The sequence below is a fragment of the Azospirillaceae bacterium genome (genome assembly GCA_028283825.1).
Lineage (GTDB): Bacteria > Pseudomonadota > Alphaproteobacteria > Azospirillales > Azospirillaceae > Nitrospirillum.
The window spans coordinates 2,474,744-2,498,469 of record JAPWJW010000003.1 but is presented as its reverse complement, the minus strand read 5'-3'; the positions used below and the strand labels follow the sequence as shown (position 1 = coordinate 2,498,469).

Annotated in this window: 19 protein-coding genes and 1 pseudogene; 6 read left to right on the top strand and 14 right to left on the bottom strand. The window is 67.4% G+C overall.

Features of this window, described 5'->3' with window-relative positions; translation table 11 throughout:
• Positions 1-9: 9 nt before the first annotated feature.
• From sdhA to PW843_23485, 3 genes and pseudogenes are all read left to right on the top strand, one after another.
• Positions 10-1,807: pseudogene (sdhA, locus tag PW843_23495) on the top strand (succinate dehydrogenase flavoprotein subunit).
• An 18-nt stretch (positions 1,808-1,825) separates the two neighbouring features.
• Positions 1,826-2,608 carry a succinate dehydrogenase iron-sulfur subunit gene (locus PW843_23490; protein MDE1149529.1) on the top strand — a complete coding sequence of 261 codons (783 nt, stop codon included), beginning with the start codon at positions 1,826-1,828 and terminating at the stop codon, positions 2,606-2,608.
• A 228-nt stretch (positions 2,609-2,836) separates the two neighbouring features.
• Positions 2,837-5,587, top strand: a complete 2,751-nt coding sequence (locus PW843_23485) for a hypothetical protein (GenBank protein MDE1149528.1) — start codon at positions 2,837-2,839, stop codon at positions 5,585-5,587.
• Here the strand turns inward: PW843_23485 and PW843_23480 are convergent.
• The 14 genes from PW843_23480 to PW843_23415 all read right to left on the bottom strand — a co-directional run bounded on the left by PW843_23480 (position 5,571) and on the right by PW843_23415 (position 20,775).
• Positions 5,571-5,906, bottom strand: a complete 336-nt coding sequence (locus PW843_23480) for a hypothetical protein (GenBank protein ID MDE1149527.1) — start codon at positions 5,904-5,906, stop codon at positions 5,571-5,573. The two genes, PW843_23485 and PW843_23480, sit on opposite strands and share 17 nt — an antisense overlap.
• A gap of 161 nt (positions 5,907-6,067) precedes the next feature.
• Positions 6,068-7,099 carry a hypothetical protein gene (locus tag PW843_23475; protein ID MDE1149526.1) on the bottom strand — a complete coding sequence of 344 codons (1,032 nt, stop codon included), beginning with the start codon at positions 7,097-7,099 and terminating at the stop codon, positions 6,068-6,070.
• 5 nt (positions 7,100-7,104) lie between these two features.
• Positions 7,105-7,689 (bottom strand): septation protein A, encoded by a 585-nt coding sequence (locus PW843_23470; GenBank protein ID MDE1149525.1) that lies wholly within the window; start codon positions 7,687-7,689, stop codon positions 7,105-7,107.
• Positions 7,689-9,197, bottom strand: coding sequence for an AMP nucleosidase (locus tag PW843_23465; GenBank protein ID MDE1149524.1), 1,509 nt, complete (start codon positions 9,195-9,197; stop codon positions 7,689-7,691). Before PW843_23465 ends, PW843_23470 begins: the two co-directional genes overlap by 1 nt.
• 176 nt (positions 9,198-9,373) lie before the next feature.
• Positions 9,374-11,905, bottom strand: a complete 2,532-nt coding sequence (locus PW843_23460) for a tetratricopeptide repeat protein (GenBank protein ID MDE1149523.1) — start codon at positions 11,903-11,905, stop codon at positions 9,374-9,376.
• 84 nt (positions 11,906-11,989) lie between these two features.
• The gene (gene ftsY, locus PW843_23455; protein MDE1149522.1) at positions 11,990-13,135 is read right to left on the bottom strand and encodes a signal recognition particle-docking protein FtsY; all 1,146 of its coding nucleotides are present in this window, start codon (positions 13,133-13,135) and stop codon (positions 11,990-11,992) included.
• Positions 13,135-14,469, bottom strand: coding sequence for a tRNA (N(6)-L-threonylcarbamoyladenosine(37)-C(2))-methylthiotransferase MtaB (mtaB, locus tag PW843_23450; GenBank protein MDE1149521.1), 1,335 nt, complete (start codon positions 14,467-14,469; stop codon positions 13,135-13,137). Before mtaB ends, ftsY begins: the two co-directional genes overlap by 1 nt.
• Complete coding sequence (dapF, locus tag PW843_23445) at positions 14,466-15,311, bottom strand: diaminopimelate epimerase (protein ID MDE1149520.1); 846 nt, start codon at positions 15,309-15,311, stop codon at positions 14,466-14,468. The genes mtaB and dapF overlap by 4 nt, the downstream gene beginning before the upstream one ends.
• 96 nt (positions 15,312-15,407) lie before the next feature.
• Positions 15,408-15,728, bottom strand: coding sequence for a HigA family addiction module antitoxin (locus tag PW843_23440; protein MDE1149519.1), 321 nt, complete (start codon positions 15,726-15,728; stop codon positions 15,408-15,410).
• A gap of 20 nt (positions 15,729-15,748) precedes the next feature.
• A complete protein-coding gene (locus PW843_23435; protein MDE1149518.1) occupies positions 15,749-16,072 on the bottom strand; it encodes a type II toxin-antitoxin system RelE/ParE family toxin in 324 nt (107 codons plus the stop codon).
• A gap of 93 nt (positions 16,073-16,165) precedes the next feature.
• A complete protein-coding gene (locus PW843_23430) occupies positions 16,166-16,672 on the bottom strand; it encodes a GtrA family protein (protein MDE1149517.1) in 507 nt (168 codons plus the stop codon).
• A gap of 10 nt (positions 16,673-16,682) precedes the next feature.
• Positions 16,683-17,663, bottom strand: coding sequence for a glycosyltransferase family 2 protein (locus PW843_23425; GenBank protein MDE1149516.1), 981 nt, complete (start codon positions 17,661-17,663; stop codon positions 16,683-16,685).
• A gap of 26 nt (positions 17,664-17,689) precedes the next feature.
• Entirely contained in the window at positions 17,690-19,357 is a 1,668-nt protein-coding gene (locus PW843_23420) for a hypothetical protein (GenBank protein MDE1149515.1), read from the bottom strand.
• Between the two features lie 71 nt (positions 19,358-19,428).
• On the bottom strand, positions 19,429-20,775 hold the full coding sequence (locus tag PW843_23415) for a pentapeptide repeat-containing protein (protein ID MDE1149514.1): 1,347 nt from the start codon (positions 20,773-20,775) through the stop codon (positions 19,429-19,431).
• A gap of 471 nt (positions 20,776-21,246) precedes the next feature.
• Here PW843_23415 and ffh point away from each other — a divergent pair, with 471 nt between their 5' ends.
• The 3 genes from ffh (at position 21,247) to rimM (ending at position 23,725) form a co-directional block, all read left to right on the top strand.
• Entirely contained in the window at positions 21,247-22,602 is a 1,356-nt protein-coding gene (gene ffh / locus PW843_23410; GenBank protein ID MDE1149513.1) for a signal recognition particle protein, read from the top strand.
• A 64-nt stretch (positions 22,603-22,666) separates the two neighbouring features.
• Positions 22,667-23,020 carry a 30S ribosomal protein S16 gene (gene rpsP, locus PW843_23405; GenBank protein ID MDE1149512.1) on the top strand — a complete coding sequence of 118 codons (354 nt, stop codon included), beginning with the start codon at positions 22,667-22,669 and terminating at the stop codon, positions 23,018-23,020.
• Positions 23,021-23,089: 69 nt separating this feature from the next.
• Positions 23,090-23,725, top strand: a complete 636-nt coding sequence (gene rimM, locus PW843_23400) for a ribosome maturation factor RimM (GenBank protein MDE1149511.1) — start codon at positions 23,090-23,092, stop codon at positions 23,723-23,725.
• Position 23,726: the final 1 nt, after the last annotated feature.

The window sequence follows — 23,726 nt, the reverse complement described above, 5'->3', positions numbered from 1 at the left end:
AGGACTGTCATGGCTAACGCCTATCCCATCATCGACCATCAGTACGACGTCGTCGTCGTGGGCGCCGGCGGTGCCGGCCTGCGCGCGACCTTCGGCATGGCCGAAAAGGGCCTGAAGACGGCCTGCATCACCAAGGTGTTCCCCACCCGCAGCCACACCGTGGCGGCCCAGGGCGGCATTTCCGCAGCCCTCGGCAACATGGGCGAGGACGACTGGCGCTATCACATGTACGACACCGTCAAGGGGTCGGACTGGCTGGGCGACCAGGACGCCATCGAGTACATGGTGCCGTGAGGCCATCCCGGCCATCATCGAGCTGGAACATTACGGCGTGCCGTTCTCGCGCACCCCGGAAGGCAAGATCTACCAGCGCGCCTTCGGCGGCATGACCACCCGCTTCGGCGAGGGCCAGGCTCGCCGCACCTGTGCCGCGGCCGACCGCACCGGCCACGCCATCCTGCACACCCTGTATCAGCAGAGCCTGAAGCACGAAGCCGAGTTCTTCGTGGAATATTTCGCGCTGGACCTGCTGATGGAAGACGGCGAGTGCAAGGGCGTGCTGGCCCTGAACATGGACGACGGCACCATCCACCGCTTCCGCGCCCACCAGACGGTGCTGGCGACCGGCGGTTACGGCCGCGCCTATTTCAGCTGCACCTCGGCCCACACCTCCACCGGTGACGGCGGCGGCATGGTGCTGCGTGCCGGCCTGCCGATGCAGGACATGGAGTTCGTGCAGTTCCACCCCACGGGCGTCTACGGCTCCGGCTGCCTGATCACGGAGGGCGTGCGCGGCGAAGGCGGATACCTGACCAACAGCGAGGGTGAACGCTTCATGGAGCGTTACGCCCCGTCGGCCAAGGATCTGGCCAGCCGCGACGTGGTCAGCCGTTCCATGACCGTCGAAATCCGCGAGGGCCGCGGCGTGGGTGCGGGCAAGGACCACATCCACCTGCACGTGGAACATCTGGACCCGGCCATCATCCACGAACGCCTGCCCGGCATCGCCGAGACCGCCAAGGTCTTCGCCAACGTGGACGTGACGCGCGAGCCCATCCCCGTGCTGCCGACCGTGCACTACAACATGGGCGGCGTCCCCACCAACTATCATGGTGAGGTGATCAACCCGACGGCCGAGGATCCGGACCGCGTGGTCCCGGGCCTGATGGCCATCGGCGAGGCGGCCTGCGTGTCGGTGCACGGCGCCAACCGCCTGGGCTCCAACTCCCTGCTCGACCTCGTGGTGTTCGGCCGTGCCGCCGCCAACCGCGCCGCCGAGACGGTGAAGAAGGGTGCCGCGCACAAGACCCTGTCGCAGGACGTGACGGACAAGGCGCTGGCCCACCTGGACCACCACCGCAACGCCAAGGGCGGCACCCGCGTCGCCCACCTGCGCCTGGAAATGCAGAAGATCATGCAGAACAACTGCGCCGTCTTCCGCACCGGCGAGGTGCTGGAGGAAGGCGTGGAGCTGATGAAGGGCGTGTGGGAAAAGCGCGGTGACATCGCCATCAGCGACCGCTCGCTGATCTGGAACTCCGACCTGGTGGAATCGCTGGAACTGGACAATCTGATGCGCCAGGCCGTGGTCACCATCAACTCGGCCGCCAACCGCAAGGAAAGCCGCGGGGCGCACGCCCGTGAGGATTTCCCCGACCGCGACGACCACGAGTGGATGAAGCACACCACGTCCTGGGTGGATGAAAAGGGCGCCGTCACCCTCGGTGACCGCCCCGTCCATATGTACACCCTGACCGGTGACATTGACGTCATCCCGCCCAAGAAGCGCAGTCTACTGACGCCTTAGCCGAACGGATCCGATGCCATGGCCGAGTTCTCCCTTCCCGCCAATTCCAAGGTTCACGCCGGCAAGACCACGTCGGTGAAGACGTCCGCCACCAAGCGGGCCAAGACCTTCCGCATCTATCGCTACGACCCGGACAAGGGCACCAACCCCACCGAGGACCGCTACGAGATCGATCTCGACAAGTGCGGCCCCATGGTGCTGGACGCCCTGATCCACATTAAGAACGACGTCGACAGCACGCTGACCTTCCGCCGGTCGTGCCGCGAGGGCATCTGCGGCTCTTGCGCCATGAACATCGACGGCCGGAACACGCTGGCCTGCCTGAAGCCGATCGAGGACGTGAAGGGCGACGTCAAGATCTACCCGCTGCCGCACATGCCGGTGGTGAAGGATCTGGTCCCCGACCTGAACACGATCTATGCCCAGTACACGTCGATCAAACCCTGGCTGCAAAGCCAGAGCCCGGCCCCCTCGCGCGAGCGGCTGCAGAGCCCCGAGGAACGCGAGAAGCTGGACGGCCTGTATGAGTGCATCCTGTGCTTCTGCTGCTCCACCAGCTGCCCCAGCTATTGGTGGAACGGCGACAAGTATCTGGGCCCGGCCATCCTGCTGCAGGCCTACCGCTGGATCGCCGACAGCCGGGACGAGATGACGGGTGACCGCCTGGACAATTTGGAAGACCCCTTCCGGCTGTACCGCTGCCACACCATCATGAACTGCACCCAGACCTGCCCCAAGGGCCTGAACCCGGCGAAGGCCATCGCCGAGATCAAGAAGCTGATGGTGGCCCGCGCCGGCTGAGACTGGCCGGCAGCCTGAGACAGGGCATGGCCGATAAGGGCCGCAGGTGGAATATCCCCTGCGGCCTTTTTCTTGGCCTTCGCAAAATTGAATGCCAAGTTGCAAATGCACGCAGAATCGCCCATCCAGGCTGCGGATAAGCTGATCATCCGCTGACCGGCAAGCCCCCTTCATCCCATCCGGGCCTGCTTTCGCTGACGGACCTTCCGCCTCATCAAACGACGAGCCATGACCGCAAACACCGCCTTCTCCGCGTCGCCCGCAGCCGCCACGTCGCAGGATGTCCCGCCGAAACCGGATCGGCCAGAACCGGGCCAACCAATACGGGGAATGCGGTCATACCGGGGGGCGATCATCGCGGTCCTGCTCACCCCTCTTCTAGCGAAGCTCCACCTGATCCTGGGCTTTTTCATTGCCGATCCGCTGTATCTCCACAGTGGTTTGGCAAACGGGATCGTTCAGCACGGCCTGCCCACCCTGGATCCCAACATCGCGTTCACAAGCCACGCCCTGGGGCACCGCGCGGCGCTGGATTGGCTATCGGGGCATATTCCCTGGTGGAACCCCTACGAAGGCGTCGGTTCGCCCTTGGCGGGCGAAATGCAATCGGCCGCCCTGTTCCCGCTCAACCTCCTGCTGGCCCTTCCCAACGGCCAGCTTTTCATGCACCTGTCGCTGCAGCTCATCGCCGGCCTGTTCACGGTGCTGGTGTTGCGCCGTCTGGGCGCGCCAGCGCTGGCCGCCGGGGTCGCCGGTATCCTGTTCGAATTCAACGGTACCTTCGCCTGGCTGGCCAACGCCGTCGTCAACCCCATTCCCTTCCTGCCCATGGTCCTTCTAGGCGTGGAAGCCACACGGGCCGGCGTTGAAGCCGGGAATGGCCGGGGATGGTTCTGGATCCCCGTAGGGCTCGCCCTTTCCCTATATGCCGGTTTCCCGGAAATGGCTTACTTGGACGGCCTTCTCATCGGCGCCTGGACCCTCGCCCGCCTGCCATCCCTCCCCGCCGCCCGCCGGGCCGCCTATCTGGCACGTGTCAGCCTGGGCGCGGTAGCTGGGCTGTTGCTGGCGGCCCCGCCAGTGATCGCCTTCCTGACTTATTTGCCCGACGCCTTTCTTGGCGGGCATGGGGGGGAAGGGTTCCGTCACGCCCATCTGGACGCGACCCACTTCATCCGGGCCTTCAGCCCCTATCTGTTCGGTTTGCAGGTGCAGCCCATGCTGCCCCAGGACGCGTTCTTCTGGGGCGGCGTTGGCGGGTATGCCGGCCTTGGCCTGACGGCCACGGCGCTAATGGGGCTGTGGGGTCGGCCCCATCGTACCTTGCGATGGGCGCTGGCGGCCTGGGCGGTAATCGCCGGCGGCTCGCTCTATGGCGCGCCGATCATCACCCCCCTGGTGACGTCGGTCCCGGGCGTCGGCACGGCAGCGTTCTTCCGTTACCTGCCGCCCTCGATCGATTTCGCCTTGGCCGTGCTTTCCGGCCTCGCCCTTCAAGATCTGGCGGCGGGCACGCGGGTGCGGGCCGCCCGGCCTTACTGGGCCGGCCTGGGCATCATGGCGATCATCCTCGCAGTGGGTGTGGTTCTTGCCCAACAGCATTTCGCCTTTCCCGACAAGCCCAGGTCGTTCCTGCCTTCCGTCGGGTTGGCCGTGTTCGGCGCGCTCACCCTGATCGTCATGGGCATCGTCCCCGCCACCGGGCGCCTGCGCGGACAGGTGGTCGGCGCCGTCATCTCAGCGGAGGCCATCCTGCTTTTGATGGTGCCGACCTTCAGCTTCCCGCGGAAGGGCCACCTGGAACTGGGCGGTGTGCATTTCCTGCAACAGAACCTGGGGCTTCAACGCTTCTTCACCATGGGCGCCATCCAGCCGAATTACGGGTCCTATTTCGGCATCGCCAGCATCAACCACAATGATCTACCCGTCCCCCAGGCCTGGGTGGACCATGTCATGAGCCGGCTCGACGACAACAGCCTGAAAGAGGTGTTCGATGGCCTCGACCGGCAGAACCGCGATGGGCCGACGGCGATGGACAACCTGCTGCGCAACATTGACGCCTATCAGGACGTGGGTGTGCGCTACGTTGTCACCTTCCCCGACAACCCCTTCGACTGGTTCCCGTCCGGCCAGAAAAACGTCAACGGCGGCAATATCCCCATTGCCCTGGGCGACGGCGACCAGGCCATCATCACCGTGCCCAACCCCGGTTTGAGCGATGTCGTCGACAGCGTCAAGTTGCTGATCGCCACCTATGGCGGCAAGAGCGATGGCACCATGACCCTGACGGCGTGTGCGGACGACGCCTGCGCGGCCGGGCAAGCCAGCCTCGATACCGCCGGCGACAACCGCTTCCTCGCCTTCCAACTCGACCATCCCCTGCCTTCGGTCCAGCATGACCTGGTGATCACGGTCCGCAAGATGGGGGGCAGCAACCCCGTCGCCCTGTGGGGATGGCCCACGCCGAGCGATAGCGGCTACACACTGAGGGTCAATGATGCGCCGGTTCCGGGGCGCCAGGTAAAGGTGGCGCTCAGCACCCACGACGGTGCGGCGTTCAAGCGCGTCTACACCGATACCATCATGTCGATCTATGAGTTGCCGAATCCTGCCCCCTATTTCTCCGCGCCGGGTTGCACGTTGGGACCGCAATCGCGCGACGTTGTGGTGGCGAATTGCCCAGCGCCAGCCCCCCTGCGGCGCCGGGAGCTTTTCCTGCGGGGTTGGACCGCGACCGTGGACGGGCAGGCCAGGCCAGTGGTACCCGATGCCCCCCTGTTCCAGCGGGTGGACTTGCCCGCCGGCCGGTCGGAAATCATGTTCCGATTCCTGCCACCCTATATGGGCTGGGGTTATGCCGCCTTTGCCGCCGGCTTGGCCTTGACCCTGGTGGGTGCCTGGCTTGACCATCGACGCCGCGGGTGGCCCCGCTGGAGTGCCTCCCGGGACACCCTGACGGCTGTCAGCGATCCTCGCTAATCGTCAGCAAGGCGCCGTCCCGCACGACACACCGTGTGACGTGGTGGCCGGCGGCACCGGCAATGTCCTTGCGGGGCATGAGATTGAAGGGCTGGACCACCACCTGGCGGCCATCGGCCTCGGTCGACAGCACCGGCATATCGAAGGAAATCCGGTAATAGTCGTCGTAGACGTGATCCACCTCCCGCCGGCAGATGCTGGTGGCGGTGCGGGACATGTTGGACACGTGCATGTCGTCATCATGTGAATTGATGGAAGCGACACAGCCGCTCAAGGCCACGCAGCCGACGGCGGCGCCGGCCATCACCAGTTTGCGCATTCCCCATACCCCCTTGTTCGGTCGTGCCAGGCCCAACGGGACCTGCCCTGCCTCTAAGTCCTACACCGGGGGCGAAGCGCGGCCAGCCTTTGAAACCGGGGGGTTACCCGAATTTACCGGGCCGTAACACCGGCGGCAGCCCGGTAACGGGGCCGCCACGATCAGCACGCGAAATCGCTGATCTTGCCGTCGTCGCCCACATGCACCACGCATAGCCAGGTGCCGGCCTCATACCGGGCCTCAAAGACATCGTGGGTCACGCGGGCGTCGGGATCGTTCTTCTTGTTCAGCGCGCGCTGGATGCTGCCCAGATAGCGCAACTGCTGCAACGGACCGCGCCCGGCGGCCCGGTCCGGCCGCGCCAGCAGCTTGGTCAGCCGGGGCAGGAGGTTGGGGGTGTACAGCCCCGGCGTCAGCTGGCCGCTGTCCCAGTCCCGCAAGGCCTGGCGCAGGGGGGCCAGGCTGGGCGGGGTGGCGGCGGGCGTGTCCTCGGCCGGCGGCTGAAAGCGCGCGCCCTGCGCCGGCACCTTGGCCGTGATGGGCAACAGGCCGACCAACCGGCCGGCCGCCTGGCCGGTGAAGGACAGTTCCCCACCCGGCACGCCCTCGACCTCCGCATCGACATGGAAGGCGATGCCGCCCGCCAGGCTCCACGACAGGCTGAGGTGATGGTTGTCCAGTTCCCCCTCGCCCACCGAGTCCAGCAGCGGGCAATAGGCCAGCAAGCGGGTGAGCCGCTGTTCGAAGCGGCAGATGTGGCTGTCGTTCTCGTAGCGTTTGTAGAAGGCGGACTCCGCCAGGCCGAAGGTGGACCGGGCCGTGATCTTCCAATAGCCGCTGACGTCCAGCGGCGTGACCAGCACCTCCTGGACGGGGGCCTCCGCCGGCGGGGCCACCGGACCGGCCGCCGTGGGCGGTGCTGCGGCCGGGTGGTGGACAGCGGCGGCGCGGCGCGGCGGGGAAGCACTGGCGGGATCAGATTGATCGGCCGGGGTGGGGCTGACCTGATCACCGGCCGGCACGGCGGCGGGCACATCCGCCACGGGACCGGGCAGCATCACGCCGTCGGCCGGACCACCCAGGTGGTGCAGGGCGGTCCCCCGTTCCTGCGCGCCCCCGCCGGCGCAGGCCGCCAGCCCCAGCAGCATCGCGCCGGCGCCAGCCCGGCGGAACACCCGTGTCACCGCCGCCATCGCCCTCACGCCCCGTCGCCCTTGGCCTCCGCCGGGCCGGCATCGTCCCCCGTCGGTTCCGCCACTTGGTGGCGCAGGATCAACGGCACCTGCGCCATGCTGAACAGCACGAACAGGGGGATGACCACGAAGGACTTGTAGGCGACCCACTGGTCGGTGGTGAGAAGGCGCCAGGCCACCTCGTTGGCGGCGGCCAGCGCCAGGAAGAACACCATCCAGCGGCCGGTCAGGCGGCGCCAGCCAGCCGGGTCCATCTCCACCCCCACCAGCACATGGGCCAGCAGGTTGCGCCGCAGGGCCAGGCCCACGGCCAGCGCCACCGCGAACAGCAGGTAGATGATGGTGGCCTTGACCTTGATGAAGGTCGCGTCATTCAGCCACAGCGTCAGGCCGCCGAACACCAGCACGAAGCCGCAGGTGACCAGCGGCATCACCGGCCACTTGCCGTCCAGCTTGCGGTAGATGGGCAGGGCCACCACCGCCGCGACCATGAAGGCGCCGGTGGCGACCATGATGCCGCCCTTGGCGTTGGCGACGAAGAAGACGACCAGGGGACCCCATTCCAGCAACAGGCGGATCAGTTGCGCCATTACTGGAACGCCGCTTCGACGAAGCTGCGCAGCTTGCGGCTGTGCAGCTTTTCCAGCCCGTTCTCCCGCATCAGTTCCATGGCCAGCATGCCGATGGCCAGGTGCTGGTCGACGCGGGCGCGATAGAAATGGTTGGCCATGCCAGGCAACTTCAACTCTCCATGCAGCGGCTTGTCGGATACGCACAGCAGGGTGCCGTAGGGCACGCGGAAACGGAAGCCGTTGGCGGCGATGGTGGCCGATTCCATGTCCAGCGCGATGGCGCGGCTCTGGCTGAAGCGCTGCACCGGCTCGTGATAGTCGCGCAGTTCCCAGTTACGGTTGTCGATGGTGGCGACGGTGCCGGTGCGCATGAGGCTTTTCAGCTCCCATCCCTCCAGGCCCGTGACCTGGCCCACCGCCTTTTCCAGGGCAACCTGCACCTCGGCCAGGGGCGGCACGGGGATCCAGGTGGGCAGGTCGGCGTCCAGCACCTTGTCCTCACGCACGTAACCGTGGGCCAGGACGTAGTCGCCCAGGCGTTGCGTCTCCCGCAGGCCGGCGCAGTGGCCCAGCATCAGCCAGACGTGGGGCCGCAGCACGGCGATATGGTCGGTGATGGTCTTGGCGTTGCTGGGCCCGACCCCGATGTTGACGATGGTGATGCCGTTGCCGTCCGCCCGCTTCAGGTGGTAGGCGGGCATCTGCGGCAGGCGCTTCACCCGTTCGCCCTCCGCCGCGCGGCCGGGCTCCAGCCCCTGATTGAAAGTCACGTGGTCGCCAGGTTCCACGAACGCCACATATTGCGCGCGGTAGGCCTGCACCTCGGGATCGTCCGACGGTTCCATGGCCTCCAGGCCACGGCGCACGAACTCATCGATGTAGAACTGGTAGTTGGTGAACAGCACGTAGTTCTGGAAATGGTCCGGCGCCGTGGCGGAATAATGCTTCAGCCGGTGCAGGCTGTAATCCACGCGGGGGCCGGTGAACAGGGCCAGCGGCTCGGGCGAGCCGGCGGGGCAGTCGTAGGTGCCGTTGACGATGCTGTCGTCCATCACCGCCAGGTCGGGCAGGTCGAACACCTCACGCAGCTTGTACAGCCGCTCCGGCGACAGGTCGCCTTCGACATGCATGCCTTCCGGGAAGGCGAACTGGATGGGAATGGCCGTGTCGCTCACCCCCACCTCGATGCTGGTGGTGTGGTTGCGCAGCAGTTGCTGGAACTGGTGGCGCAGATAATAGGCGAACAGGTCGGGGCGCGTCAGCGTCGTGCGGTAGGTGCCGGGGCCGGAAACGAAGCCGTAGGCCAGGCGGCTGTCCACCCGTGGCTCATGATCCACCGTCACTTGCACGAAGGGATAGAAGCGCCGCACCCGGCTCTTGATCTCTTCCCCCCGCGCGTAGTCCTGGAAGCGTGCCCGCAAGTGGCCGATGGCGTCGTCATAAAGCGACTGCACATGGGCGTAGGCGGCGTCCGCGTCGGTAAAGGTGACGACCTTGTCAGCCTGCAGGGAAACCGGTGCGTTCAATGGAACAACTCCTTTTTTATTCTAGGGTGACCGATCAGCCCGCGGCCGGATTGCCGCCGGCGGTCACCCTTGTCGGCAAAGTCTTTTAAAAATACAAAAGCCGCAGCGGGTTTCCCCGCGTGCGGCTTCGTTAAATATAGTCCGCCAATCAGCAAAAGCTGTCAAGCGCGGCCATGTTAATTTGCCACGACTCCGGCTTCGCACCAGTCGCGCCACAATTGGCGGTACACCCCCTCCACCGCCCGGGTGTAGGCGGCCGTATCGAAGACGGGGGTGCGGGCCAGGCGCGCGCGGCGGTCCAGCCGCCCGGCGGCGACCCGCATCGGATCATCGGCCAGTTCCGCCATGCGGGCGACAAGAGCCTCGGGCGTGCGCACGATGTAATCCGTCATTCCCACCGCCCGCAAAATGGCGGCGGTACTGCGCGCCGCCGTGCTCAGGCCAGCCGGCAGGGCCAATACCGGTACCCCCATCCACAAGGCCTCGCACGAGGTGACGCCGCCGGAATAGGTCACTGGATCCAACGCCACGTCGATGCGGCCGTAGGCGGCCAGATGGTCGGCACGCGAGGTGCGGCCCAGCAACTCCACCCGTTCCGGCGCCACGCCGCGCCGGGCCAGCCGCGCCGTCAGGTCGGCCCGCAGCGCCGGATTTTCCAGTGAGGTGTCCTTCATCACCAGGCGGGTTTCCGGACGCAGCCGCAAGCCCATGGCCCACAGATCCAGGCTGTCGTCCGTCACCTTGGCCAGGCGGTTGAAGCAGCCGAAGGTCAGCGGTCCGCCCGTCGTCGCCGGTCCCGGGGCCACCGGCGGGCAATCGGGCGGCGGCTCAAAGCAGAGACTGCACGGCAGGTCCATCACTTGCTCGGCGAAGAAGGGTCGTTCCACCGCCGGGATGAGCTCAGGATCGGCCAGCAGCGCGTCCATGGCGGGAATGCCGGTGCCGGTGACATGGCCCCAGGCGGACACCTGCACGGGCGCCGGCTTAGCAGCGAACAGGGTCAGCCGGTTGCCGCCCGAATGGCCGGACAGATCGACCAGGATGTCAACGCCGTCCTCGCGCACCAGGCGATCCACTGCCGCGTCGTCCATGCCGACGATGACGCGCCAGCCGTCAACCGCCGCCCGGATGCGGTCCGTCACCTGGTCGGTCACCACATAGTTGGAATAGCAGATGACGCGGAACGCCGCCCGGTCATGGCCGCAGACCACGGGGGAGAAACAGGCGGCGGCGGAATGGGATCGGAAGTCGGCGGAGACATAGCCGATGGTCAGGGGACGGTCGGGATCAGGCAGGTTGGCCCAAGGCGCCGGAGGCCAGGGGGCCGATCCGCGACCCGCGGCCCCGCCGGCCGCCTCCGGACCATAGAGGTCATACCAGCGGCGGCGTTCGGCCTGACCGGTGGCGATGTCGATGGCGGGATCGAAATCATGCGCAAAGATCAAATTGCTGTGCGCCGATGGGCTGGGCGCCAGGGTCAGGCTGCGGGCGAAATACGCGATCGCCTGCATCCCCCGGCCCGCCGTCTGGTGGTGCAGGCCCATATTGTTCAGGATGCCCGGCTGGTCGCCGCCCAGTTCGACCGCGCGTTCATGAAAGGCGGCCGCGTCATCGACCCTGCCCACCCGGTCCAGCAGGACGCCCATCATGCTGAGCGTCGGCACCGAATCGGGATCCAGCGCCAAAGCGGCGGCGATCTGGTCCAGCGCCGGCTGATGCAGCCCGCGTTCCAGCAGCAGCGCGCCGTAATCGGACAGCCAGGTGACATTCCCGGGTTCCGCCGTGATCGCCGTTTCCAGGGCACGGCGGGCCTCATCCGGCAATTCGGGCGTCAGCAGCAGGGCGTGCAGCAGGCCCCGCACCCCCTCGGCATGGGCGGGCGCGCCGGCCAGCAAGCGCAGGTAGCGGACCACCGCCTCCCGCGCGCGGCCGGCCGCCATCAGGGTGTTGGCCAGGTTCAGCAGGGCATCGGACAGGCCGGGGTCCAGCGCCAGCGCACGCTCATACGCCGTCAGCGCCGCATCCCACCGCCCCGCCCCCTGCAAGGCATGGCCCAGATTGTAATGGTAAAGCGCCACGCCGCCGTCCAGCGCCAGCGCCGCCTCCAAATCCACAACGGCGTCATCGAATCGGCCCTGCCGGTCGCGCAAGCCGCCGCGCGCCGCCAGCAGGTCGGCGCGCTGCGGCGTCAGGGCGATGGCCCGGCCATAGGCGGCGTCGGCCTCCTCACCGTCATCGGCCTCCAGCCCGACGGCATCCAGGCAGCGGGCCAGGCCGACCCAGCCATCGGCATGGCCGGGCGCCAGGGCCACGACCTGGCGGAAATGGGGCACCGCCTCCGCCGGGCGACCCGCCTGCCACAGGGTGGTGGCAAGCACCAGGGCCGGTGCCACCGCCTGGGGACGCGCCACCACCAATTCCCGCAGGAAGGCCACAGCCTGATCCACCTGGCCCAGGGCGGCATAGGCCACGCGCAGATTGTTCAGCGCCTCGGCATGGTCGGGATTGGCCGTCAGCACGGCCCGCAAGGGGGCGATGGCCAGCGCCGGCCGCCCGCCTTGCAGGTACAAGGCACCCAGCAGGCGGCAGGTGTCCGGCTGGCCCGGCACGGCCGCCAGCACCTGGCGGTACAGCGGCTCCGCCTCATCAAGGCGCCCCGCCTGATGCAGGGCGATGCCTTGCTGCAGAATGTCGGCAAGCGTGGTCACGGACGGGTCCCCTGGCCTTGGTCGAGGGCGGATACCGGGGGACTATACAGAAACGCGACTATCCGGGAACCCGGCGCGGAAGGTTCAGCGCGTCTCGTCCAGGCCGACCAGGGAGGCGGCGAAGGATTGGGCGTCGAAGGGCCGCAGGTCGTCGATGCCCTCGCCCACGCCGATGGCGTGCACAGGCAGGCCGAACTTCTGCGCCAGCGACACCAGCACGCCACCGCGGGCGGAACCGTCCAGCTTGGTCAGGATCAGGCCGTTGACCGACACCATTTCCTTGAACACCTCCACCTGCGAATGGGCGTTCTGGCCGGTGGTGGCGTCCAGGGTCAGCAGGGTGGTGTGGGGGGCGGTGGGGTCCACCTTCTTGATGACGCGCACGATCTTGCGCAGTTCATCCATCAGGCCCTGCTTGTTCTGCAGGCGGCCGGCGGTGTCGATCAACAGCACGTCGGCGCCGGCAGCACGCGCCTTCTCCAGCGCCTCATAGGCCAGGCCCGCGGCGTCCGCCCCGGTTTCCTTGGCGATCACCGGCGCGCCGGTGCGTTCGCCCCAAATCTGCAACTGGGCGACGGCGGCGGCGCGGAAGGTGTCGCCGGCGGCCAGCCACACCGTCTTGCCGGCAGCACTCAGTTCGCGGGCATACTTGCCGATGGTGGTGGTCTTGCCGGTGCCGTTGACGCCCACCACCAGCACCACGTGCGGCTTGTGACCGCCATCCAGCACCAAGGGCCGGGCCACCGGCGCCAGGACCTTGCCGATCTCATCCGCCAGGAAGCGCTTCACCTCGTCCGGCGACACTTCCTTGCCAAAGCGGCTTTTGGCCAGATCAGCCGTCACCCGGGCGGCCATGGCCGGCCCCAGGTCCGCCTGGATCAGCAGTTCCTCCAGTTCCTCCAGCGTCTCGTCATCCAGCTTGCGCTTGGTGAAGATGCCGCCGATGCCGTCGGTCAGCCGGTTGGTGGATTTGGACAGCCCCTTGCGCAGGCGGGACAGCCAGTTGCCCTGGGGCGCCTCTTCCACCGGGGCCACCGGGGCAGCGTCCAGCACCAGGGCGGATTTGGGCACAGGCGGCGCGACGACCTCGGCCACGGGGGCCTCCGCGACCGGCATCTCGACCACAGGCTCCGGAACCTGTTCCGGTTGCGCAACGGGCTCGATGGTGACTGGGGCTGGCGCGGGGGCGGTCTGGGCTTCGGGCTTCTTACGCTTGATCCAGTCGAACATCAGCAGCAACCCATCAACATGTCCCCGTCCAGCCCGACAATGCGGGCATCGACCAGCGTGCCGGGCGCGAAGTCGCGGTCCAGCCGCACCTCGGCGAATTGTTCGGTCCGGCCCACGCGGCCCTTTTCCACCAGCACCGTGAGGGTGCGCCCCTGCTGGCCGGCCAAATGCTGGCGCACCGCGACCGCGCCCGCCGCGCGCAGACGGGCCGCCCGGTCCTTGCGCACCGCCTTGTCCACCTGCGGCATGCGCGCGGCGGGCGTGCCGGGGCGCGGGCTGTAGGGGAAGACGTGCAGCCAGGTCAGGCCGCAATCGGCCACGGCATCCAGGGTGTTCTGGAACATCCCGTCGGTTTCCGTGGGGAAACCGGCGATCAGGTCGGCGCCAAACACCATGTCGGGCCGCAGCGCGCGCGCGCGATCACAAAAGGCCACGGCGTCGGCGCGGCTGTGCCGGCGCTTCATGCGCTTCAGCACCATGTCGTCGCCGGCCTGCAGGCTGACGTGCAGGTGGGGCATCAGGCGCGGCTCCTCCGCGATCAGCCGCCACAGGTCGTCGTCGATCTCCACCGGGTCCAGCGAGGACAGGCGCAGGCGCGGCAATTCCGGCACCAGGGCCAGCAGGCGCCGGATCATCTGGCCCAGGCTGGGCGTGCCCGGCAGGTCGGGGCCATAGCTGGTGACGTCCACGCCGGTCAGCACCACCTCACGGTAGCCCTGCTCCACCAGGGTGCGCACCTGGGTCACCACCTCCCCCATGGGGACGGAGCGGGAATTGCCCCGGCCGTAGGGGATGATGCAGAAGGTGCAGCGGTGGTCGCAGCCGTTCTGCACCTGGACGAAGGCGCGGGCGCGGCCTTCCATGCCCTGGATCAGGTGGCCGGCCGTCTCACGCACCGACATGATGTCGTTGACGATCACCCGCTCCGCCAGGCCGGTGCCGAAGCTGGTCCAGCTGTCGGCCTTCAGCTTCAGGTCGTTGCCCAGGACCTGGTCGACCTCGGGCATGGCGGCGAAGGTGCCGGGGTTGACCTGGGCGGCGCAGCCGGTGACGACGATGCGGGTGCCGGGGTTCTCACGCCGCGCCTTGCGGATGGCCTGGCGCGCCTGGCGCTCGGCCTCCGAGGTCACGGCGCAGGTGTTGAAGATCAGCACGGGCCCCAGGCCGGCGGCCCGCGCGTGGTCGCGCATCACCTCGGACTCATAGGTGTTCAGGCGGCAGCCGAAGGTGACGACCTGCGGCCCGCCGGCCTCACCGGAAACCTCAGGGCCGGAGCCCTCCTGGCGATGCTCATGATCGTGGTCATGGTCGCCGTGGATGTGCTCAGCACTCATTCCCGGCCGCCCGCCAGCAGGCTGTCCGACAGTTCGCCGCTGAACGACGTGGCCACCGGGCCGGTCATCAGGACGTGTCCGTCCGCGCGCCATTCGATGGTCAGCGCCCCGCCATCCATGACGATTTCCGCCTTGGCGTCGGTCAGGCCCCGGCGCACAGCCGCCACCAGGGTGGCGCAGGCGCCCGAGCCGCAGGCCAGCGTGATGCCCGCCCCCCGTTCCCACACCCGCATGCGCACGCGGCCCGGGGCGATGACGCTCGCCACCTCGATATTGGCGCGCTGGGGGAAGGCGGTGTGGTGCTCCAGCTGCGGCCCCCAGGTCGGCAGATCCACCGCCTCGGCATCGTCCACGAAGAAGACGGCGTGGGGATTGCCCATGTTGACGACGCAGGGGTTGGCCAGCGGGCCGGCGGAAACGTCCAGCGACAGGGTATCGGCAGGTTCGGCCAGGGGAATCTGCTGCCAGTCCAGGCGGGCCGGCCCCATGTCCACCGTCACCGTGCCGTCGGCATGGCGGACGGCGGGCAGCAGGCCGCTGATGGTTTCCACCGTCAGGGTATCCCGCCCGGCACCTTCCGTCGCCACCAGCGCGGCGACGCAGCGCGTGGCGTTGCCGCAGGCGCCGGACTCGCTGCCGTCGGGGTTCAGGATACGCATGAAGACATCGGCGCCGGCCGACTGCGGCGGTTCCAGGATGATCAGCTGGTCGCAGCCGACACCGAAATGACGGTCGGCGATGGCGCGCGCCTGCGCGCCCGTCAACGACAGGGGATCACGGCGGGCGTCCAGAACGACGAAGTCGTTGCCGAGCCCGTGCATCTTGAGAAAATGGCGCGCCATAACGCCGGTTATATGGCGACGATCCGCCCGCTGTCCATGGCCGTGCCCGGCAGGGCCGGCCTGCCCCCATCGCAGGTTGGTCGGGTAAGCCTTATTTCAGGCGACTTCCCGCCGCGCGGCAGCGGGACCCGGTTGAACGAGCGGAACGATTGCCTCAAGGCTATCCCCAAGGGTCAATTGGGCCACTTTGGCGTCGTACAGATCCTGAAGGGACATCCAGTATTGAAAGCCGGTTCCGAACACGCGCCCCAACCGGAGAGCCATCGGGGCGGTGATGGACCGCCGGCCAGCCAAGATCGCACCGATGGCGTTGTGCGCCACATCAATATGCTGGGCGAACTTTCTGGCGCTCATCCCAAGGGCCTGGAGTTCGTCGGCCAAGAATTCGCCGGGGTGGATCGGGGGCAGGTTTTCCACGGTCAAGGTGACTCCAATGGTCAATGATAGTCGGTGATCTCGACATCATATGGCTGTCCCTGGCGCATCAGTGGGTCGGTGCCCTCGGGATCGGCTTGGGTAAACTCCCAACGGAAGCAAACGCGCCACTGGTCATTGATGCGGATGCTGTATTCGCCGCTCCTGTCCCCGCCCAACGCCTCGAAGCGATTGGACGGGGGATTACGGAGTTCAACGAGGCGGGAAACAACCGTCAACTTGGTGAGCGCCTTCTGGGCCTGTCGCTCAATTGCCTGGAACTGCCGGACATGTTTCCCGGCCAGAAAGCTTGCCGTGTCCTTGTCCCTGCAACTCTTGATCGCCATCACCGCTCCGTGATTTTCTTATCCAGTATGTGGTACGCACCACATACCAGTCAAGTCGCTCAGCATGACGATCCCGCCTTCATACCGTCGAGATTACTTCCGACCAAACACCAGCATGCGAGACAGCACGAAGTTGAAGCCCAGGCCCGCCACCGAGCCCGCCCCCTTGGCCAGGTAGGGCCACAACGTCGGCAGCCACGGCAGGAGGGCGACGGCGAAGGCCGGGGCCTCCAGCCAGACGATCAGGTTGTAGGTCGCCAGGTTGACGACGCCGCCCACGGCGTTGGCGGCCAGGAACTTGGCCCACTGGCGCAGGGCGGCGCGGCGGCTGGCGCCCCTGAACGTGAAGGTCCGGTTCAGCCACCAGGTGAAGCTGGCCGCCACGAAGTAGGAGAAGAAACCGGCGCTGTGCGGCCCCAGGCCCAGCAGGTTCATGGCGACCCACAAGGCCGCCATGTCCATCAGCAATCCGCCGACGCCGACCATGGCGAAGGACAGGATTTCCCGATGCACGCCCTTCAGCCGCCCTTCCGGTTGGCCGCCGGTCATCTCCACGACTTCCTGGTCGGGCGACAGCGTATCGGGCTGGGGCAAGGCCATGGGACGCCCCTCAGCCCCGGCGGCTGACGGGCGCGAAATCCGGCACCGGGATTTCCAGGTACCGCAGGCGCTTCATCTCACGCCGGCCCCGGGTCACGGTGTCCAGGATCAGGCCACAGGTCAGCGACAGGAAGCCCAGGGTCATGAGGCCGGTGGCCAACACCGCCGTGGGCAGGCGGGGCACCAGGCCCGTCTCCACAAAGGTGACGAACACGGGCACGGCCAGGATCACCGACAGCGCGACCAGCAGCAAGGCGGCCACGCCGAAGAACAGCATGGGCCGTTCCTCCTTCACCAGCTTGGTGATCATCCACAGGATGCGGATGCCGTCCTTGTAGGTCGACAGCTTGCTGACCGACCCAGGCGGACGGTCCTTGTAGGCCGTCTGCACCTCGGCGATGGGCATGCGCAATTCCAGCGCGTGCACCGTCAGTTCCGTCTCCGTCTCGAAACCGCCGGCCAGTGCTGGGAAGGACTTCACGAAGCGGCGGGAGAAGACGCGGTAGCCCGACAGCATGTCGTTGGTGCGCTTGCCGAAGATGATGGTCACCAGGCCGGTCAGCAGCACGTTGCCGAAGCGGTGGCCGGGGCGGTAGGCCGCCTCGATCTCCGTGACGCGGGCGCCATTCACCATGTCCAGCTTTTCCGACACCAGCTTGTCCACCAGGGCCGGCGCGCTGGCGGCGTGATAGGTGTCGTCACCGTCGACCATGACGTAGACGTCGGCATCGATGTCCGCGAACATGCGGCGGACGACGTTGCCCTTGCCCTGTAAGGGCTCGCTGCGCACCACGGCGCCGGCGGCGCGCGCCACCTCCACCGTCCGGTCCTTGGAGTTGTTGTCGTAGACATAGACGGTGGCGCCCGGCAGCGCGGCCTTGAAATCGGCCACCACCTTGGCGATGGCCGCCTCCTCATTATAACAGGGCACCAGCACGGCCACGACGGGGGGCCGGACGGCGGTATCGGCCAGGGCGGTGGAATCGACCATCGCGGATAAGTCCTTAAAGAATAGGCTCAGTTCACGGGGTTCATATCATGGTCCGCCGCAGGTTGCAGCGAAACGATGCGGCACAGCATCATCGGCTCATCCAATGTCGACGTGACAGGCTGGCAGGGCTCTCCGGCACCTTTTAGCCCATAGCGTGGCAAAATCTGGTCTATCGTCCAAATCTCCCAATGCGCCACCAGCAGGTAGAAGTCGTCGCCATCGGCGATGCCCTGGTCGATGCGCGCCCGCATCTGGCGGTTCAGCAGGATGTCGCCCTGGTCGGGATGGATGAAATAACTCTGCAGCCGCAGGAAGGGGATCTGCGGCGGGAAGCCGGGGATGAGGAAGCTGGTGGGGGCATATCCCGTCATCAGCATGACGGTATGGTCGGGACGGGGCAGCGTCGGCGCCTGCACCTCAGACACCTTGGCGCCGAACGGCCGGTCGCCCCACGCCACCCGCGCCCAGGTGCCGGACTGGGCGGTGGCGGTGACCGCCAGCAGCACGCCGGCGATGACGCCCGCCCGGACCTTGACCGGCACCGGCCACAGGCCCACCGCCGCCAGGATCAGCACGGGCGCCAGCATTTCCAGCGGGATCAGGTAGCGGTAGATGGCGAACAGCTTCAGCCACACCAGGTAGCTCAGCGCGCCGGCCCACAGCAGGTAACGGCGGCCGCGGGCCGGGCCGCCGGCATTCACGGTCCGCGTGCGCGCCCAGCCGACCAGGGCCAGCAGGCCGGTCAGCAGCAGCACGACATAGGCCGCCAGCACCCGGTAATCACGGAAGATGATTTCACCCACCAGCTTGGGATCCTGGGCCCACAGCAGGGGGAACAGGGCGGCCGCCACCGGCCCCTTGGGGATGAACTTGTCATCGCGATAAGGGTCGGGCGTGCCCCAGGGCGAATGGAAGACATTGTTGAAATAGGGGAACAGCGGGTTCTGGAAGTGGGACCACAGGAACCACATCCAATGGCCGGAGAAGATGGCCATGCCGGCCAGCACCCCCAGCCCGAAGAAGAAGGCCAGGAACAGCCGCCGCCAGACGGTGCCGCCCGCCAACAGGAAGGCGGCGCAGGTGCCGACGGCGAAGGCGATGGTCGGCTGCTTCAGCCCCACGCCGCTGCCGACCAGCAGGCCCGCCAGCGCCACGCGGCGGAAGGCCGGACCGGCCAGCAGGCCCCAGGCGGCACCATCACCGCCGATGGCCACCCAGATGCCGCCCAGCACGAACAGGCTGATGACGTTGTCGTAGAAGGTGGTGCCCAGCAGGCCCACCTGCCCGCCACCCACCATGCCGCAAACGGCGGCGGCGAGGGCCACCAGGGTGCGGCGGCGTTCCGGCACCAAATTGCCCTGTGCGGCCCAGGCCAGGCCGTACAGCACCACCAGGTTGGCGCCCTGGATACTGCCCAGCAGGAATTCCACCACCCGCGCCGGCAGCACCTGCGCCACCAGGAAGAAGGGCAGGTCCAGGGTGGGGTTGTAGAAGCTGGCCACCTGGGCCGGCGCCACGTCCATGCCCCAGCGCCCCGTCAGGAAGGCGTAGGCGTTGTACCAATGATAGTTGCGCAGATCCCAATTGCCGTCCTGGCCCAGCAGCACGGCCCACAGGCCGAACAGGAAGGGACCGAGCAGCAACAGGCAAAGCGCCAGGCGGCGGGCGGGGCGGTCGTTGACGGGCAGGAACATGGGGTCCGGGAAGTGGTGGGTCCGGCAGGCGTCCGGGGAGGGCGGAAACGATGGTGACGGATTGAAATAGGTCAGTGCACCATGCCGACCACGTCCGCCATGTCGGCACCGTCCAGATCCGTGGCGTTCAGATCGACATCGCGCAGGTCGGCGCCCGCCATCTTGGCGTCCGACAGTTCCGCGTCCCGCAGGTCGGCCCCCACCAGCGAGGCCTGGGACAGCACCGCCCGCTTCAGCATGGCGCCGGACAGGTTGGCGCCGTCCAGCCGCGCGCGGTGCAAATTGGCGCTCCACAACCGGCCGGTGGAGCTTTGGATCAGCACCGGCCCCAGATCGGCCCGCACCAGCTGGGCGCCGTTCAGGGTCGCCCGCTCCAGCGAGGCGCCGCGCAGGTCGGCGCGGCTGAGGTTGGCATCGCGCAGGTCGGCCAGCGACAGGTCTGCCATGGGCAGCGAGGTGCCCACCAGGTTGGCCTTGCGCAGGCAGGCGCAGTGCAGCAGGGCGGCCGACAGGTTGCTGCCGGCCAGGTCGGCGCCGCTGAGGTCCAGGCTGGACAGGTCGGCGCGGGCGCCGTCGCGGCCCCCCGTCTCCACCCATTCGGTGTGCAGGACCAGCATGGCGGACAGGTCCAGGCCCGCATCCTCGGGCGTGGGGGCGTGGATACCCTCCAGCACCTCTTCCGCCCGCCGCGCGTTGTCGTCCAGGATGGTGCCCATCATCAGGGCGCCGGCGAAGCGCGCCAGGCCCAGCTCGGCCCCCGTCAGGTCGGCGCCGTGAAGCTTGGCGCCCGTAAGGTTGGCCCCCGTCAGGTCGGCGCCCTTCAGGTCACAGCCCGTCAGGTTGGTGTTGGTCAGGTTGGCGCGCGCCATCTTGGCGCCGCGCATGATGCAGTCCGTCAGGTCCGACTGCACCAGGAAGGTGTTGGACAGCTTGGCCCGGCTGAGATCGGCGCCCACGACGGTGGCGCAGGACAGTTCCGTCTGCACCGGGATCGCGTCGAATTCGTGGGGGGTGATGCTGCCGTCCTTGCGGACGTGCATGATGGTGCCCTCACGCAAATCCGCCTCGGCCATCGAGGCGCCGTTCAGCACGGCACCCCGCATGCAGGCCCCGCGCAGGTCGGCGCGGCGCAGGTCGGAGCGTTCCAGGTTAGCCAGGCGCAGGTCGGCCGAATACAGCGAGGCGCCGGTCAGCACGCAATCCACCATGCGGGCGCCGAACAGCTTGGCGCCGGAGAAATCGGCCTCGGACAGGTTGAGACCCGACAGGTCCATGTGGGACAGGTCGCGCAGCTTGAAGCTGGCCCGCACGCCGCCTGGCTGTTTCGCCAAAAAGGCCCGATGCTTGCCAACGATGGCCAGCAATTCCGCCTGGCTCATCCTTGACCGTTCGGGTTCGGCATTTCTGCCGGACGACATCGACATACCATCCTCCGCGGAGCGGCCGCTCCGCATGATTGTACCTGCAAAGGGCGGATGGAAAACCACCCCGATAACCTGTTCATACATTATCTTAAATGCGACCTGGAAGAGGGGCCGCACGGACCAAGCCATGCCTAGGCGAAATAGCGGGGCGGTCTGCACCCTCTATTACAGCTGTATAGGACCGGGACAACCGGTGAACTGGTTAACGACACCTGCGCCACCTTTAGGTCCGCCTTGCGCACATGGCTCCGCCGGCCCACCGCCACCTGCTGCCCCCCCAAGCCGGGATTGACAGATGGGCCGCGCCGGTCTAGATACCCCACCCTCGACCCTGGGTCCGCGTGATCCGGATCGGGTCCGTTCGTGCGCCCCGGCGTGCCGTCAGTCCGCGAGTATCGCGCACTGGCGCTTTTGCGTTTGGGCATCAGGACGGGAAATTGGATCGGCACTGGCCCAGGACGGGATATGTTTGACGGCTTGACAGGACGGCTCGGCGACATCTTCGACCGGCTGCGTCGGCGCGGCGCCCTCACGGAAGAGGATGTCGGTGCTGCGCTGCGCGAGGTGCGCGTGGCCCTGCTGGAGGCCGACGTCGCCCTGCCCGTGGTCAAGGCCTTCGTCAACGGCGTCAAGGAAAAGGCCGTCGGGCAGGAGGTGCTGCGGTCCATCACCCCCGGCCAGATGGTCATCAAGATCGTCCACGACCATCTGGTCGAGATGCTGGGCGAACAGAACGAGGGCATCAACCTCAACGCCGAGGCGCCGGTGCCGGTGCTGATGCTGGGCCTGCAGGGCTCGGGCAAGACCACCAGCACCGCCAAGATCGCCCGCCTGCTGAAGATTCGGGAAAAGAAAAAGGTGCTGATGGCGTCGCTGGACACGCGACGCCCGGCCGCCCAGGAACAGCTGCGGATACTGGGTGAGCAGGTGGACGTCGCCACCCTGCCCATCGTTCCGGGCGAGGATCCGGTGACCATCGCCCAGCGGGCGATGCGCGTCGGCCGCCAGGAAGGCTATGACGTCGTCATCCTGGACACCGCCGGCCGCCTGGCCATCGACGAAGAGTTGATGGACGAGGTGGTGCGCATCCGCGACGTCACCCGGCCGGTGGAAAGCCTGCTGGTGGTGGACGCGATGACCGGCCAGGACGCCGTCACCGTCGCCACCAACTTCAACGACAAGGTCGGCGTCACCGGCATCGTCATGACGCGCATCGACGGCGACGCGCGCGGCGGTGCCGCCCTGTCGATGCGGCAGATCACCGGCCGCCCCATCAAGCTGCTGGGCACCGGCGAAAAGATCGACGCGCTGGAAGCCTTCCACCCCGACCGCATCGCCGGCCGCATCCTGGGCATGGGCGACGTGCTCAGCCTGGTGGAGAAGGCCGCCGAGACCATCGACCGCGAGGAAGCCGAAAAGCTTGCCGCGAAGATGGAGAAGGGCAACTTCGACCTGGACGACATGCTGTCCCAGCTGCGCCAGATCCGGAAGATGGGCGGAATGGGCGGCATGCTGTCCATGCTGCCCGGCGTCGGCAAGATCAAGGACCAGCTGTCCAAGGCCAATATCGACGAGCGCATGCTGAAGCGTCAGGAGGCGATCATCACCTCCATGACCCAGAAGGAGCGCCGCGACATCAAGGTGCTGAACGCCTCGCGCCGGCGCCGCATCGCGCTGGGGTCCGGGACCACGGTGGCCGACGTCAACCGGCTGCTGAAGCAGTACCAGGACATGGCCGACATGATGCGCAAGTTCAAGAAACTGGGGAAAAAGGGGCTGATGCGCCAGGGCCTGTCGGCCCTGATGCCCAAAGGCCGCTGATCCCCCCAGCCCGTTTTCGTTTTTCACCCTTAGTTCAACACCACCCAAGTCAGGAAATTAAGAAATGTCCCTCAAGATTCGTCTGTCCCGCGGCGGCGCCAAGAAGCGCCCGTTCTACAGCATCGTCGTTTCCGACAGCCGTTCGCCCCGCGACGGCAACTTCATCGAGAAGATCGGCACCTACAACCCGATGCTGCCGCGTGAACATGCCGAGCGCATCACCCTGAAGGAAGACCGCGCCCGTCATTGGCTGTCGGTCGGCGCCCAGCCCACCGATCGCGTCGCCCTGTTCCTGGGCCGCGCCAACATCATCGAGCTGCCGAAGGTCACCGAGACCCCGAAGAAGTCCGCGCCCAAGGCCAAGGCCCAGGAACGCGCCAAGCTGGCCGCCGCTGCCGCCGCCAGCGCCGAAGGCTGATTGGCCCACGGCTGATCGTTACGGGGGTGGGGCTTCCCACCCCCGTCAGGCCTCCTGGAGTTTTAGAGTATGGATACCGCCACGCGCATCTGCGTCGGGCAGTTCGTGGGCAGCCACGGGGTGCGCGGCCGCGTCAAGGTGAAGAGCTATACGGCCGTGCCGGAATCGCTGTTCGCTTATGGCGCGCTCACCGACGAATCGGGCGCCCGTACCTTCGCCCTGGCCATGACCGGCATGGGCAAGGACCACTTCCTGGCGGAATTGCAGGGCGTGCGCGACCGTGACGCCGCCGACGCTCTGAAAGGCACCCGGCTGTTCATCAATCGCGACCAGCTGCCGGCGCCCGAGGACGAGGATGAGTTCTACCACGCCGACCTGATCGGCCTGGTGTCCACTACGGCGGACGGCGAACCCTTCGGCGAGATCAAGGCCATCTACGATTTCGGTGGCGGCGACATGCTGGAGATCGCGCACGCGGCCTCGGGCAAGACCATCACCATCCCCTTCAGCCGCGCCACCGTTCCGGTGGTCGACGTGAAGGCCGGGATCGTGACGGTGGAACCGCCGGCCGGACTGTTTGAGAAGGTCCGTCCCACGCCGGAGGAACTGGCTGAGATGGAAGGCGGCCCCGCCGCCGATGAGGCCGTTGCCGCCGACGCGTCCGAGGCCGATGAGGTCACGGGCGACGAGGAAGCCGAGGCCTGAG